This is a genomic window from Deinococcus pimensis DSM 21231, from assembly GCF_000519345.1.
GTDB lineage: Bacteria > Deinococcota > Deinococci > Deinococcales > Deinococcaceae > Deinococcus_A > Deinococcus_A pimensis.
The window spans coordinates 20,542-34,583 of the sequence record NZ_KI912675.1 but is presented as its reverse complement, the minus strand read 5'-3'; the positions used below and the strand labels follow the sequence as shown (position 1 = coordinate 34,583).

Genomic DNA, 14,042 nt, shown 5'->3' with positions numbered 1-14,042 from the left:
ACGCGGCGCGACTCAACTCGGCCGACAGCACTTTTGGATCGTCCACGTCGGCGAGCAACGTCCTGGGACCCTCAGCACGTGATGCGTGATGCCCAGCGTGCCGCACACGCTCGCCGCGGCGTCAATTTCACCTTGCGCGGCCAGCTGTCCGTAATCGACGGTGAAGGCGTGCGTGGGTCGTCGCCAGAAGGCGATCGCGACGGAGTCCATCCCGCCGGACAGCAGCAGCGCGGTCGTCACTGCGCCAACCCCTCCCACACGGCAGCGTACACGGCCGACGCGAAATCCGACTCGATAACGCAGCTGGAACCGCGCAGCATCTTCATGTTCTCGGCGCTTTCGTTCTGCACGAACGCGCCCACCGGTTTGCGGCGCGCGTGCGCGTACCCGAACTCAAACAGCGTGCCGGCGTCGAGGCCGTCGATCACCGCGAACACCAGGTCGCTCTCGTCGAGCCCACGCAAGTCCTTCTCGACCACGTCCTCGGCCGGTCCGTGACCGACGTCATGTAGCGGTGAGAACACCTTGAAGCCAGCGGCCCGCAATGCCACCAGCGCCTGACCGACCACCCAGCGTTTGCCCATCGTAAAGAACGGCCCGGCCAGGTACACCTGCTTGATCCGGTGCGCTTGCGGCCCGACCCTCACCTTCGGGGAGGTGTCCTGCGGAAGGTCCGCCGGGACGGGCAGGCTGAGCTGATGATACGCGTACGCCGTCGAGAGGGACGCCTGCCGCGCCGCGTCCACTGCGGGCAGACCGGCAACCGCCCAGTGGTACGCGAACACCGCGCTGAACACGTCACCGGACCCGATCGGCCAGACGCTGGGCGTTCGGTACGCGGGAACGCTCGTCACCCCACCCGCCTCGTCGAGCACGAGCGCTCCTTGCGCGCCCAGCTTGATGACGACGACGTCCACGCGGCCGTCCCGGGCGACCGTGCGGGCCAGCGCTTCGGGATCGTCGTGCGGTGCGTGCGGCGCGAGCTGCCGAGCTTCCGCGCGGTTGAGGACGTACGCGAGCCGTGACGCGCTCGAGCCGTTCGCGTGATAGTGCCGTGGCGCGCGGACGTCATGAGGGTCGTACACGACCCGCTCGCCACGCACCACGGGATCGGCCTCCAGCATCCCGAACCGCAGCACGCTCTCCGCGTGGACCTCGAACGGTTCTGCGGAACGCAGCTGGTGCAGGGGCGGCACGATGTCCGGAACGCTCAGCGGATGAAAGTACGCGAATTCCACCGTGTGCGGTGCGTCGTGCGCTTCCACCTTGAATCCGAACGTCGCCGCGAGGGCGCGCAGGTCACCCCAGGCCTGACGCGGACGCGCCGTGTGCAGCGTGACGTTCGTGTCGAGCGCCGAGAGCGCGGCGGCGGCGCGGCCGCCGGATCCGTACAGGTCATCGCGACGTGGTTCCGCGCACCGCTCCCGGTACGTTCCACCGACGATCGCGATCACTTGTGACTCCCCGCGCGGACGACGACGTTACAGTGGCCCTGGTCGACGCTCGTGACGATCGCCACGAATCGGCGGGGGCTGTCCACCAAGTGGTTGAGGGCGCGACTCACCATGAGCGCGAGCATCGCGGTGAATGCGAGACGCGCCAGTTGCGTCCAGGTGATGGTGCGCGCGCGGTTCGCGGTGAGGATCAGCAGCGCGCTGAGCATCCCGAACAGCACCCCACCCGCGCAGGTGGTGGCGATCAGCTGCGCGAGGGCGTGACTCCTCGCGAAGGCGTAAAGGAATTCCTGCAGAGGGTCCGACATGACGGGGCATTGTACGCACACTCCTTTTGCAGACCACGAAAGCGCCGCCGGGTACCCTGAAGGCATGAGTGAGCCCGTGAAGGCAGTGCAGGACGCGGCGGTGTGGGTGCTGGGCGAGCGCTTCGCGCGGTTCTGGCTGACCCTGCCCTGCCCGGCGCTCGACGGCCGCGCGCCCCTCGACGTGGCCCGTGAGGACCCCGAGCGGGTGCGGGCGGTCCTCGCGAGAATCGAGGACGGCGTCTTCGTCTTCTCCTGAGGGTCGGAACGGCACGGCAGGCAGACCATGATCAACCGTGTGGACGTCTGCGATTCAGGCCGTGTGTGCAGCGGCGCTGTGCAGCGTGGAGGATGTGTTGGCGTTGAGACCAACTTGCTTTGCGGTTGATTAAGGTTCTTGGAGTACTGGATGAATCGTGTTGTGCTGTAGTTAACGTACCCCTTCCAAAAGACATTTCACGTGGCCGCTCAGGGCTCGCGTGACCTCTTTCTTTGACCGGGGCGTCTGACGCCGGAGCACACCCATGAAGCGGACCATTCAGCTTGCCGCGCTCAGCCTGAACACGCTGCTCCTCGCCGCTTGCGGAAGCAATTCCGGACCCGCAGCCACAACGGTCGAACATGACCTTCGCCTCCTCGGCGGCGCGGCCACCTACGACATCACCACCCTGGCCGGGAAGGTCGCTTCGGTCCGCGGTACGGCCGGCCTGCAGATTCGAATGTCCGCGCTAATCGAACACGAATCCGGCGAGGACGACGACGACGAAGGCCTCACAGGACTTCCACCCGGCGCACCCATCGCCCTTACCCCCATCACCAGTGCCCTCGACGCCACCACCCTTGGCGCGGGCCTGGTCAGCGCCAACCAGGACACCGGCGGACTGCAGCAGAACGAAACCACTGTCGCAGTCGATCCGAACAACCCAAACATCATCGTGGGCGGCGCCAATGACTTTGTCACCGGAGGGTGGAGCTGCACCTTCGCCGGTCAGCCTTGCGGCGCGCTCGCCGACGCGTACTCCGGCGCGTACCTTTCCCTTGACGGCGGCAAGACGTGGAGCGCGCCCCCCACCGACCCCACGCACCTCAGCACCATGATTCCCGGCGTGACTCACCTCACGGGCGGCCCGTACGACGCGGGCGGAGACCCCTCCATCGCGTTCGACAGTCAGGGCGCCGTGTACTACGCCGGGCTCGGCTTCAACCGCGAGACGCCCGCCAACACCCTGACCGTGCATCGCGGCAACGTCAGCGGCGGCGTCCTCCGATGGGCAGCACCGACCTTCGTGGCCGCTACCACGTCACCAGCGATCCTCAATGACAAGGAGTGGATCGCGGTGGACGCGCACCCGCACAGTCCCTACCGCGACCGCATCTACCTCTCCTGGACGCGATTCATCTTTAACGCAGAGAACGGGCAGTTCACGCAATCCCCGATCTTCTTCGCCTCCAGCAGCGATCGCGGCCGGACGTTCAGTGAGCCAAAGAGCGTCGTCGCGAACGTCCTGTACGGACAAGGCTCCCGAGTGCTTGTCGGACCTGACGGCGCCGTCTATGTCTTCTGGGAAGGCACCACGCGTCTCGCCCAGCTCAACAGCATTTACATGGTCAAATCCGTCGATGGCGGCGCCACCTTCTCCAAACCAGCGCCCGTGTCGACGATGCAGGACGTCACCGCCATCGCGGACACTGTCTTCCGCGTCAACAGCTTTCCCTCAGCGGATGTCGCACCCAACGGAGACTTGTACGTCGCGTGGACCTCACAGATGAACGACGTGGGTGGCGTGTGCGTCACCATGACGCTCAACGGTTGTCACGCCACCGCGATGTACGCCCGCAGCAGCGACGGCGGACGCAGCTGGAGCGCCGCCACTCCTGTACTGCCCGCACTCGACACCCGCACACGCGCGCCCATCGGGTACCCATTGAACGGCCTGTACCCACCCGCTGCTCGCCGGGTCGACACCTTCTGGCCGCAGGTCGCCATCTCCCCCAACGGGCGAGTTCACATGACCGCGTACGCCGCAGACGTGGTGTCGCCATGGCAGTCCTGCACGACCTTCACGCCCGGCGCGAGCTTTTCCTGCAACACTCCTGGCGTGACCATCCACAACGCGCGGCTCGACCAGTGGCTGGTGAATGTCACTTCCGGCAGCATACGCAAACTCACGAACAGCCCGATCAACACCCGGTATCAGTTCCGCGGAAGCTTCATCGGGGACTACACTGGGCTCGCGGTCGGCGCGGACGACCGGTATCACGCGTTGTGGACCGACACGAACAACGTCCAGCAGGTCTCGTGGTGGTACGGGACGCAGTTCACGCCCACGCCGGTGCATCAGCAGGACGCGGTGAGCGCCACTGGCACCCTGAATTGACCAGCGCGAGCAGCGCACCCGACCGCAACGCTTGAAACTTCACCTGACCCGCCGCGTCACACGCGGCGGGTCAGGTGACATCGTGTTCAGCGGGTGGCGCTCTGATCGCCCAGCGCGCTCGTGACGGACACCGCGAGGTCCTCCGGCGCGGTCAGTCCGGTCGCGCTCGTAGACGTCGAGGTGCTGGAGGCGCGCTGCAAGGCGCGTTCCCGGTCTTCGAGGACCTTGCCGAGGATGAAGAAGGTCGGGGGCCACTCGCCGATAAACAGCGCGTTGTGCTCGCCTTCCTCGCCGGTGCGGCGTTTGCCGCTCAGCATGTTCGTGGCGGACACCGCGATCGAGAGAAAGCCCAGCGCGTACATGATGGTGGACAGCTTCATGGGTACCTCCTCTGCTCAGCACACACGCTGCGCGCGAGCCGCACCTCCGAGATACGTGAACGGCTCTTCAGGCCCGCGTGTCAGCCGAGCTCGCCTTGCACGAGCTGCAAGGTCATCGGTGAAGCCTGCTCGGCCCGGCGCATCACCGGATGCGCCCGCACGGCCTGCGCGAACGCGTCGAGGGTGCCGAAGTCCTCGCTCCACAGGCTGCTCGTCCTGACGGCCGTGACGGCCTGCACGTCCATCGCGGGCAGCGCGTTCAGCGCGTCTCCGTCGAACTTGAGGTGAAGCGCGTACAGCTCGGTCATGACCTCGTCGTCCTCGTCGGGGTACAGCACGTTCACGGTGACGTTCAGCACCCGTTCGAAGTACAGGACGCGCGGTCCCGCTTCGACATGCAGCAGGTCCTGCGCTTCTGGCGATCCGCCCAGCTCCACGCTCATGTGCCGGGTGAAGTCCAGCAGCGCTTCGAACGCCGCGGAAGGTGTGATGGCGTCCAGGCTGAGGTCACGCCGCGTGAGGAACGCGCGGAAGGTGTCGGCGAGCTGGGTGGGGTGGATGGCGCGGCTCGTCATGACTGTCCGTGCTTCATCGGTGGATGACGGCCTCGCCGATGCGTTTGTTCAGGCGGGGTTTGCCGTTCTCGTACTGCTGATAGAAGCTGAAGTCCGCCTGTTTGCCGCGCGGTTTGACGGCTCGACTTCCGCCCAGTCGAGCTTGCTGGCGGCGGCGAGCGCGTTGATCTCCTCGGGCGCGAGGGCGAGGGCGTCGTGGGTGTTGAACAGCCCGCCGTTGAAGTGCCGCACGTCCGTGCCCCAGAACTCCCCGCCGTCACGCATCGCGGCGAACTGCTCCGCGAAGTACTGCTGCGTGCGCTCGGGGTACACCTGGGCGCGTTTGAGGAGGTGTTCGACGACGCCGCGGTCGAGCAGGCCGGTGTCCTCGCTGAACAGCGCGAACGCCACCCGCATGAGGAAGTGCGCGGTCTCGCCGGCGTTGACGCCGCGGCGGACCATCAGGCGGGCAACCTAGCCGATGCTGACGGTCGCTTCGTGGGTGATGTGTTCGCGTTGCGTGCGGGGGTCGAGGACGTGGGGTTCGACGAGGGCGGCGTGGAGGAGTTCGAGGGCGGTGCGGCCGCCGGCGAGCTTATTGGTGCTGGCGAGGTCGTCGAGGATGATGACGTACTTCTTGCGGTTGGTGCCGGTGAAGTTGGTGCTGACCTCCCAGCGGAGGAAGTCGCTGGCGATCAGCAGGGGGGGGTTGCCGAGGTCGTGCTGGTAGCCGACCATCTGGGCGAAGGCGCGCTCGAGGTCGGCGCCGACCTGTTTGTACTCGATGATGAAGCGGCCTCTGCGGAAGACGTCGGCGCGGCCGGTGCCGCCGGTGCCGAACTTACGGACGGGCATCTCGAAGCGGTAGTTCTTTCCGGTGGGGTCGCTGGCGGGCGTGTCGAGCCGGAGGAGGTGGCAGAGGTCGAGGTAGTGTTCCTGGTACCCGGAGATCTCGGTGACGTTGGGAGCTCGGGCGCGCCACTTCATGGCGAACTCCATAGGCCTCATGAGGATAATGTAGAGCTACTCATGAATTGGAGAGGCCGCAAGCTTGACGGGGCTTTTGGTGTGAAAACTTCACGACTCGTGGAGAGCCGTTCGTCCGCACCACTTTACACAGTGCAAGGCGGACGAAATCGGGCTTTCAAGCAGCTCCTGAACGGTCCGAGGCACGAACGCCTGGAGCGTTCGTGCCTCGACAACCATCAACTACTCGCCCAAGAGGCGGCTGAGTTCCTGTACTAGTGTTTCTACGCGCTTGCGGTCCTTGGCGGAAAGCGCCTCAAGGCGACGACGGTTTCGCAGGGCGGCGGCAACCTTTGTCGCGTCGTCGGCGGGCTTACCTTTCCGGAAAGTTAGAAGGTGTTCGCGAAGCTGCGCCTTTGTCGCTCCGTCCAGCGCGAGCCGCAGCAGCTCCGCCTGACGCTCACCTGGCGCCGCCGCCACCACGCCCGCTACGCTGTACCCCAGCCCATCACGCCGCATCGCCGTCAGCACCGCCTCCGGCCAGCGAAGCACCCGCAGTTTGTTGCGTACAAACGAAGTCCACGAACCCCGCCCAAGACGCGAGAACAGGTCCTCCAGCCGCTCCACCGCCGCCGGATCCTCCTGCGGACGGTTGCTCAGGGCGTAAAGACGACTCGGAACGTCCGCGGCGCTCAAGCCCAGCGTCTCTCCCACCAGCGTCACCGTGATGTCCACCTCGTCGATGACGTTAAGGTCGGTGCGCTGCAGATTTTCCACTGCCGCCGCCGTCCGCGCCTCCTCGTCCGACAGTTCACGCACCAGCACCGGCACCCGAGCGAGACCCGCCAGTTTCGCGGCCCGCCAGCGCCGCTCTCCTGCCACGATCTCGTACGAACCCGCGTCCGCACTGGGACGGACGAGCAGCGGCTGCAGCACCCCACGATCACGCAGACTCGCCGCGAGGTCCAGCAGCGCCGCCTCGTCGAACTGACGACGCGGCTGCCCTCGCCCGGGCGAGAGCCGCTCCACCTCCACCTCAAGCTCGGCGGGCGAGGAAGACGCCTCAATGGGGGTGAGGCCCGCCACGAGCGCGCCCAGCGCGCCCTTGCGCGTGTCAGCTCCGCGTTTCGGCACGCGGCACCTCCCCGAGCACCTCGAGCAGTTCACGCGCCACCGTCTGGATTTCGGCCGCCGCCGCGTTACGCGGATCGAACACCGCGACCGGCTGGCCGTGCAGCTGCGAGTTCGGGTACACACTCGGACGCTCAGTCAGAGGAGAACTGACCGGCGCGACGTTCGCGCTCCGAAGCGCTTCGACACTTTCGCGGCTGAGGTTGGTGTTGCTCACCCGCGTCGGCACCATCATCGCGATCCGCAGCGACGGCACCGCCACCTGCCGGAAGGTCGCCACCATCCGCGTCACGCCCGACAGACCTTCGAGTCCCTTGTTGCCCGCCGGAACAGGAACGACGAGGTCGTCTGCGGCGAGCACCGCGAGCGTCGCGAGCTGCCCGAGGCTCGGCGGAGGGTCGATCAGCACGAAGTCGTACCGGTCGTCGAGCGTGCGGATCGCGGCCCGCAGCCGCATCTGCCCCATCACCTGCCCCGGCAGGAGCGGCTCCACCTCCGCGAGATCGAGGCACGAACGGATCACGTCCATCCCGTGTGCCCGCACCGGCTCGGGAAGCGCAAGCGACTCGGCCGGACCGAGCACCGCCGCGTACAGCGTGTCGAGTTTCGCGTCAGGACCGTCGGGCACCGTGAGACCCAGCCAGCGGGTGAGGTTGCTCTGCGGATCCGCGTCGACGAGCAGCACCCGGTACCCGGCGACGCTCAGCGCGTACCCTATGTTGAGCGCCGTGGTGGTCTTGGCCGCGCCCCCCGCGTGATTCATAAACGTAATGCTCCGCATGCCTTCGCAGTCTACTCCGCCGTGACACCGGCGTCCTCGCACGCCGCGCCGTCAAGGCGTCAGTCGGAACGCCTCCCGTCGTCCTGTTCTCTGATGGAACGTCGTTCACGTGGCGTCGCATCACTCCCAAAGACCCACTCGCGTCCTCGGCTCGGGTTGACCAGGAAGTTGTACAGCCCCATCGGCACGATCAAGGCGGCATCGCTCCCGAGCTGCGTGAGGCCCAACAGAAGCGCTGGGGACTGCCGAGGGCCGCGGAAGGTCGACGCGGCCGTTGTGACCGAGGTGCGCCATCCGCGTGGGTGGTCAGGCGCTGGGACACGACCGCCGCCCACAACCAGGGAATCTACGAGCGACGCGCGCCCAGCCCTCGTCTTCTCGACGCGAATTACGGACCGAACATGGATGATGTTCGCGCGGAGCGGCGCCCAGGGAGCAGCCCGGCGTCGCTCCTCACCAGGCACTCGAGGCGCCGCTGCCTTCGCACACGCAACGCGTCCGCCAGCCCGTCCGTCCAGTCGTCGAGGAGCAACATGGGGAAGAGGTACTCGCCGCGGACGGGCAGGCCCCCCACGCGACGAATCGCGTCCGCGCGTGCAGCCTCGCAAACCCAGCGGGCGAGGTCGGCCGGCGCCAGGGTACCGGCGCGCAGGGAACGGCGGAGTTCGTCGTGCGCGCTGGCGAGGTGCGCGGACAGGACAAGCGGAACGTCCGCGCGGAGGTCGAGACCGTGCCTGTTCTGCGTCAGGGTAATGGTCACGCGCATCAGGACCACGGTAGCGTCATCACTCATGACTTGAGTCCAGATTTGCGGCCCGCGAACCGCCTCGAACGGTGCTGGTCCGTATCCGTATCGCCTCCACGGCTCGTCGTGCTGCGCTGCCGCGTGGTCACGCCGCACTTGAAGCGGTCGACGCTCGCCTTTGCGGTAGCTCGGGTCCACCGGAGTCGAGGCCGAGTGACCAGTGCCAGGTAAGGCGTTCCGTTACAGACCTCTCGACGGCATGGCTGTCTGCTTCTTCGTGAGGGCCGGGTGCGCTTCCTGCTGAGGCGCGACGACCAGCTTGAGGACAGCGAGCGCGTCCCAGCCGTCAACATAAGTGGAGCGCGGCCAGGGCCGCGCTCCACTTATGTCGGCTTGCCCTGCCGAGCTGGGGCTGTGACACAGGTCGTTACAACCGTACGGAGAACAGCACCGACACCTGCGGTTGATCGCCGCGTCCTTGTGGCGTGAAGGTACAGCCGACGCTGCCGCTCTCAAAGCGACCGAACACGTGTATCCCGCTGGGAATGCCTTTCGTGCAAACGGCCTGTACGATCGGCGCGGCGTCATCCTGCCAGGTCACGCCAAGCAGCACTTCGGTCGCGAGTTCCACCGCGGCGAAGGTGCGCGGATCACGCAGCTCCCGCGCGCTCAGCGGATGGTACGCGAAGATGACGTGGTACAGCGTACCGTCCTCCTGCCGCCAGGTGTGCACGCGCAGCTTCGGGAACTCCTTGACGGTGTACTCGTACGACACGTCGCTGCTGACGTACTGCTCGCCGTTCAGGCTGGTCTTGCGTTGAACACGCAGGTGTACGTCTTGCAGAACGCGCTGGTCAGGAAGGACTGCTGGGTGTGCAGCAGGCCCTGCGCGCCGGCCACGCCGGTCAGGACCGCCACGACGGTCAGACTGCGGATCAGGTGCTTCATGAGAACTCCTTGCGAACCTCGAGGGGCGGAAGGATCAGTACACGTCGCCGTCCTGGTCGATGGTGACGGACGCGCTCGTGGCGCGACTCTTGACGTTCGCCGTCCACTCGATCGTGTTGGCGAAGGTCACGTCGTACGTCACGAGCGTCAGGCAGGTGCCGAGCATGCTCTGGTCGAGGTCGCCGACCCGGGCGGTGTAGACGTCATGATCCGCCCAGTACACTTCCTGCGCGACGTACAGCTGCCGCGCGCAGGCGGTCGTCTGCTGTTCGTACGCTTTGCTGCGGGCGTGCAGGGCCTCGCCAGGATTCGTGCCGGGCAGCAGTCGCCCGTTGACGCGCAAGCCTGTCTGGTCAAAGTGCAGCTTGCTGCGCAGCGTCGCGCCGTCACGCCGCAGGTACCCTTCTTCCTCGAGCGGGGTGATCAGGTCCTCACCGGTGACGCCTTCAAGGTCACGCAAAGCGCGCTCGTTCGCTTCGACGTTGCCGTCGAACTGCAGATGCGTCAGCAGCGGCGTCGGGTCTTCGGCAAGGTCACGCGCGTCAAGCTGCGCGGGATTCTTGAGGCTCACCGCGCCGTCGAAGGTCACCGGGCCCGCGTCCGTCGTGAACGACAGCTTGTCCACCGCGAAGACCGGACCGGCGCGCAGCAAGGTCGTGACGGCGGCCAAGGCGTCCTGCTGCTGCGCGTCCGTGAGGTCGCCGTTCCTGTTCACCCCGCTCAGGGCTTTGCTGAGCGCCTGCAGGCCCGCACGGTCGAGCGAGCGGAGCGACCACCCGAGCTGCAGGTCACGCACACGCACGCCGCCCCCGCTGAGCTGCGCGAGGGAGTGCCGCATGGCGCTGGTGACGCGTCCGTCACGTTCGCTGCCTTCCCAGCGGGTCTGGAGGTTCGTGCCGATCAGGGTTTCCCCATCTGAGCGCACCACGACCCGCTCGAAGGCGGCGTCGCTGCGTCCGAGGGTCAATTGATCGTCGAGGTGCGTGTCGCTCGTGGCGCTGAGCTTGGTGAATGTTACGTTCGTCGTGGCGTCCGCGAACGCGAAGCCGTCGCTGCGCACGTCGCTGCGGGTGCGGTCGCCGTCCGTCACGAACGTGCCCTCAAGCGCGGACCACGTCAAGCTCCCGTCGGACTCGCTGAACTGCCCACCGGGGACACGCGCGACGCTGGTGGTGCGCCCACCGAACGCGACGAGAGACTCCACGGTGATCCGACCGCCTTGCGTGGCACGTTCGAAGGCGCGCTGCACGTCCGGCGCGAACGTCACGGTGGTGTTCACGAGCGCCGCGCCGAACCGTCCGCCGGGCAGCGCGGGTCCCGCGCGGACGACGCTCGTGAGTGTCACGGGCGTGTCGGGCAGCTGTTCAAAGGTGATCACGGTGGTCTGTTCGCGGCCAAGCAGACTCGCGCGGCGGGTGTCGTGCGTGACGGTCGCGCCGAGCTGCTCGAGCTGCTGCGTCCACGCGTCGGTCTGCGTCTGCAGGACGCGCGCGGTGTACATCGTCGCGCCGACGGTCGTGACGGCCCCGACGAGGAGCAACGCGCCCAGCGTGACGAAAACGGTCTGGTGCTTCATCACGTCACCCTACCGAACAAACAAAGGACACAAAGGCGAACATGCGGTGTCCGCGGCGCGTGCACCCGCCCGCCTTGCGGGTCGCGTCGCGGTCGCGTGCGGCCAGCACGGCATGACGGTCCTGAGGGGCCTCACGATCAGCGTGGTCGCGCTGATCTTCCTCGTCGGCGTGGCCTTCACCACCTCGGCGTTCACGATGTCCGGGTCGCGTCTGACCTTGTCCAGCTCGCTCGTCCAGCAGGATGGGTGTGAGGTGACCGTTCGTGGTCCTCACGCCGTGGGTATTGGATCACTGCCTCCCTGATGTTGGAGATGGAAGCGGGTGGTGAGGGTGGACGAGCGGGTGCGGAACGAGCGGGCGGTGACGGCGGCGGTGGCGGTTCCTGTGGCCGTTCGGGTGAGGAACGCCCGCCTGATGGGTTGACGCTCAGGACTGCGGCGCGCGTCAGGCGCACCTGCTTGATGGTGGGGACCACGCCGCCGCGTTCGTCGAGCTCGCATCGTCCACGTACCGTCCTCGTGCCGCGCGGCGACTTTGCTCGCCCGCTCGAGCACGGGCTCGTGAAGACACCCTCCGGGACTCCACCCAAGCGTTTCGGGATACACGCCGATGAGGTGCTCGCCCGCGTGACCGCGTGCGTCGAGCGCGAGCGTCGCGGCGGCGAGGACGTCCGCGCCGCTCGTGAGGACCCACACACGCAGGTCGTCTTGGAGGTGCCCGTGTAGGAAGTTCACGAAGCGCCGACGAGAACCGTGCTCACAGGAGGGCCGTGAAGGCCCTTCGGACGCGACCCGAGGGTTCCAGTACCCTCCAGTTCCCGGGGAGAATTTGCTGGGAAGGTGCGTTGGGCCTCCCGGCGGAATCGTCAGTACGGCATGAGGTACCGCTGCATCGGGCCCAGCACGCCGTCCGGTTCGGCTTGCCTCGCCGCGACGCGGAGCGCGAGCACACGGAATTCGCGGTCACTGAAGGCGCGGCTGCATTGAAACCGAAAGGAACTGGCCGACCCGACGGGGAGCTCGCCCACGTACAGCGGCACGACCGGCTCGTCCTGGAACAGCACGTCGGGGATCTTGAGTTCGGTGGTGACGGTGCGGTCGGGGCCGACGAGCGTGATGAGCAGCAGTCGGGGATTGCCGGGCTGGGCGGAGTACGAGGTGATGGGCAGGTCATCGGAGTGGTCCTGGGTCATGGGCGCCTCGGTGTAGAAAGCCGCTCGGCTTGATCAGCCGAGCGTGCCTCTTGCTTTTAAGGGTAGCGCGCTCGGCGTGAGGACGCCTTGGGCTTGACGACAGTTCCAGGGGTTCTGACCGCCATGGAGACGGTCAGTGACAGGACTGGTCTGGTGTTTTCACGGGTCTGTTCTCGGTGGTCTGAGATTTGGTAATCTCAGACCACTTCAGAACGACCGTCACCGCAAGCCAGCCAAGCCGCCTGACCCCCATGTCCGCACCGGAGCTTCATGACCGACCCCCTCGCCCTCCAGCTCTACACGGGTGACCTCGTCACCCGAGCGACCCGCTTCGCCGACCTGCACCCCGAGCAGCTCCGCGGGTACGCCAAGCAGGCCGCGGCGAACAAGGACGCGGAGGCGCTGTGGCCGCTCGTGGAGGCGCACCTCACCCTCACCGGCACGTCCGGTGGCCGCGTCTCCCCACAGACGTTGCGCGCCTATCGCGCCCGGCTCGGTGTCTTCCTAAGCTGGGCGACCGACCACGCCCAAGATCTACTCAAACCGAAAAAGGACCTGGGCCGCGCCTACGCCCGCTTCCTCGAAGGGCAGGGGAGACAGACCGGCACCGTGCGCGGGCACCTCTCCGCCGGACGCGCGCTGTACGCCGCACTGCAGTGGGCCGAAGCGACGAACGCCACGCCGTTCGAGGGGGTGCGGGCCGCGCGTGACCTCACCGCCCGGCATCACAAACGCCGCCCCTACACGGACGCGGAAGTCGCGGCGCTGCTCGAGCACGCCCTTCCTCGCGAGCGGGCGCTGGTGCTGCTGTGCGCGCACGCGGGTCTGCGGGTGGCGGAGGCGGTCGCGCTGGAGTGGCGTGACGTGGACGACACGCGCGGCGTCATTACAGTCCGCGTGGGCAAAGGCGGCAAACGCGCGGAGGTGTACCCGTCACGCAAGACCTTCGAGGCGCTCGGCGCACTGGCCCGAGGAGGGGAGAGGATGCTGGGGTACGTCAACGAGGACAGCGTCCGGCATTTCCTGGCCAAAACAGCCCGACTCGCGGGGGTGCGGTACAAGGGGGTGCACGCACTGAGGCACGCGTACGGCACCCGACTCCTCAAGCAGACGCGGGATCTTCGACGCGTGCAGGTGCACCTTCGGCACGCGGACATCAGCACCACCGCCATCTACACGCACTACGCCGCAGATGATCTGCAGCACGACGCCCGGGACTGGGAGTAGCCGATCACAAGCGAGAGGTGTTCGGACCGAGCTTACCGGATTCAGTCCTGGCAGTGTCTGTATGACTCGGTAGTCAGGGAATTCTTTGAGCGCTCTTGCGTCATGTCAACCAAGAAGCAACACAACCAGCCACGCCGACGCATCAGGAAGAGGGAGGGGGAGCGGGTTGGGGCAGAGCATCGCGCGGACGCTGGTGGAAGCGCATGGGGGTACGTTGACGCTGGCGAGCGTGCTGGGATGGGGAACGGTCGCGACGATCCGGCTGCCCTCGAACGGCACGTCCTGACTTCACCACCGGGCGGCCCGAAACGCGGTTCAGACCAAGACCGTCATGCGGTTCCTTCGACAGCCTGGCGTGACCGAGCGGACGCTGTCATGCTCGTTTGAGAGCATGGAAGACGGTC

At 66.9% G+C, this 14,042-nt stretch carries 18 protein-coding genes; 5 read left to right on the top strand and 13 right to left on the bottom strand.

Annotated elements, in window-relative coordinates:
- Positions 1 to 12: 12 nt before the first annotated feature.
- The 3 genes from DEIPI_RS38325 to DEIPI_RS0123875 are packed head-to-tail and all read right to left on the bottom strand — an operon-like array spanning position 13 to position 1,762.
- Complete coding sequence (locus DEIPI_RS38325) at positions 13 to 240, bottom strand: 7-cyano-7-deazaguanine synthase (protein WP_157463940.1); 228 nt, start codon at positions 238 to 240, stop codon at positions 13 to 15.
- Positions 237 to 1,454, bottom strand: coding sequence for a PfkB family carbohydrate kinase (locus DEIPI_RS0123880; protein WP_027483439.1), 1,218 nt, complete (start codon positions 1,452 to 1,454; stop codon positions 237 to 239). The genes DEIPI_RS38325 and DEIPI_RS0123880 overlap by 4 nt, the downstream gene beginning before the upstream one ends.
- Complete coding sequence (locus DEIPI_RS0123875; RefSeq protein ID WP_027483438.1) at positions 1,451 to 1,762, bottom strand: hypothetical protein; 312 nt, start codon at positions 1,760 to 1,762, stop codon at positions 1,451 to 1,453. The genes DEIPI_RS0123880 and DEIPI_RS0123875 overlap by 4 nt, the downstream gene beginning before the upstream one ends.
- A 64-nt stretch (positions 1,763 to 1,826) precedes the next feature.
- On the opposite strand from DEIPI_RS0123875, the gene DEIPI_RS0123870 reads away from it, so the two are divergent.
- Together DEIPI_RS0123870 and DEIPI_RS0123865 are read left to right on the top strand one after the other, a co-directional pair.
- Entirely contained in the window at positions 1,827 to 2,018 is a 192-nt protein-coding gene (locus tag DEIPI_RS0123870; protein WP_027483437.1) for an MbcA/ParS/Xre antitoxin family protein, read from the top strand.
- 265 nt (positions 2,019 to 2,283) lie between these two features.
- Positions 2,284 to 4,137, top strand: coding sequence for a sialidase family protein (locus DEIPI_RS0123865; protein ID WP_027483436.1), 1,854 nt, complete (start codon positions 2,284 to 2,286; stop codon positions 4,135 to 4,137).
- Positions 4,138 to 4,223: 86 nt separating this feature from the next.
- Here DEIPI_RS0123865 and DEIPI_RS34190 read toward each other — a convergent pair whose 3' ends face one another.
- From DEIPI_RS34190 to DEIPI_RS0123815, 9 genes are all read right to left on the bottom strand, one after another.
- Complete coding sequence (locus DEIPI_RS34190) at positions 4,224 to 4,517, bottom strand: hypothetical protein (protein ID WP_045235085.1); 294 nt, start codon at positions 4,515 to 4,517, stop codon at positions 4,224 to 4,226.
- Between the two features lie 80 nt (positions 4,518 to 4,597).
- A complete protein-coding gene (locus tag DEIPI_RS0123855) occupies positions 4,598 to 5,092 on the bottom strand; it encodes a hypothetical protein (protein ID WP_027483435.1) in 495 nt (164 codons plus the stop codon).
- Positions 5,093 to 5,140: 48 nt separating this feature from the next.
- Positions 5,141 to 5,533, bottom strand: a complete 393-nt coding sequence (locus DEIPI_RS40620) for a type IIL restriction-modification enzyme MmeI (protein WP_027483434.1) — start codon at positions 5,531 to 5,533, stop codon at positions 5,141 to 5,143.
- 12 nt (positions 5,534 to 5,545) lie between these two features.
- On the bottom strand, positions 5,546 to 6,079 hold the full coding sequence (locus DEIPI_RS0123845) for a type IIL restriction-modification enzyme MmeI (protein WP_169737203.1): 534 nt from the start codon (positions 6,077 to 6,079) through the stop codon (positions 5,546 to 5,548).
- A gap of 201 nt (positions 6,080 to 6,280) precedes the next feature.
- The gene (locus tag DEIPI_RS0123840; RefSeq protein WP_245588637.1) at positions 6,281 to 7,123 is read right to left on the bottom strand and encodes a ParB/RepB/Spo0J family partition protein; all 843 of its coding nucleotides are present in this window, start codon (positions 7,121 to 7,123) and stop codon (positions 6,281 to 6,283) included.
- Between the two features lie 28 nt (positions 7,124 to 7,151).
- Positions 7,152 to 7,949: a ParA family protein gene (locus DEIPI_RS0123835; protein ID WP_027483431.1), complete on the bottom strand. Its 798-nt coding sequence runs from the start codon at positions 7,947 to 7,949 to the stop codon at positions 7,152 to 7,154.
- A gap of 1,172 nt (positions 7,950 to 9,121) precedes the next feature.
- Positions 9,122 to 9,427, bottom strand: coding sequence for a hypothetical protein (locus DEIPI_RS0123825; protein ID WP_169737202.1), 306 nt, complete (start codon positions 9,425 to 9,427; stop codon positions 9,122 to 9,124).
- Positions 9,428 to 9,495: 68 nt separating this feature from the next.
- The gene (locus DEIPI_RS38320; protein WP_157463938.1) at positions 9,496 to 9,642 is read right to left on the bottom strand and encodes a hypothetical protein; all 147 of its coding nucleotides are present in this window, start codon (positions 9,640 to 9,642) and stop codon (positions 9,496 to 9,498) included.
- Positions 9,643 to 9,676: 34 nt separating this feature from the next.
- Positions 9,677 to 11,218, bottom strand: coding sequence for a DUF945 family protein (locus DEIPI_RS0123815; RefSeq protein WP_027483428.1), 1,542 nt, complete (start codon positions 11,216 to 11,218; stop codon positions 9,677 to 9,679).
- Between DEIPI_RS0123815 and DEIPI_RS0123810 the strand changes: the two genes are divergently transcribed.
- The gene (locus DEIPI_RS0123810) at positions 11,193 to 11,522 is read left to right on the top strand and encodes a hypothetical protein (RefSeq protein ID WP_157463936.1); all 330 of its coding nucleotides are present in this window, start codon (positions 11,193 to 11,195) and stop codon (positions 11,520 to 11,522) included. The genes DEIPI_RS0123815 and DEIPI_RS0123810 overlap by 26 nt on opposite strands.
- A 562-nt stretch (positions 11,523 to 12,084) precedes the next feature.
- Here the strand turns inward: DEIPI_RS0123810 and DEIPI_RS0123800 are convergent.
- Positions 12,085 to 12,411 (bottom strand): hypothetical protein, encoded by a 327-nt coding sequence (locus tag DEIPI_RS0123800; protein WP_027483426.1) that lies wholly within the window; start codon positions 12,409 to 12,411, stop codon positions 12,085 to 12,087.
- A gap of 270 nt (positions 12,412 to 12,681) precedes the next feature.
- Here DEIPI_RS0123800 and DEIPI_RS34185 point away from each other — a divergent pair, with 270 nt between their 5' ends.
- Together DEIPI_RS34185 and DEIPI_RS41990 are read left to right on the top strand one after the other, a co-directional pair.
- A complete protein-coding gene (locus tag DEIPI_RS34185) occupies positions 12,682 to 13,638 on the top strand; it encodes a tyrosine-type recombinase/integrase (protein ID WP_045235083.1) in 957 nt (318 codons plus the stop codon).
- 85 nt (positions 13,639 to 13,723) lie between these two features.
- Entirely contained in the window at positions 13,724 to 13,924 is a 201-nt protein-coding gene (locus DEIPI_RS41990; protein WP_084474872.1) for an ATP-binding protein, read from the top strand.
- The last annotated feature ends 118 nt before the right edge of the window (positions 13,925 to 14,042 follow it).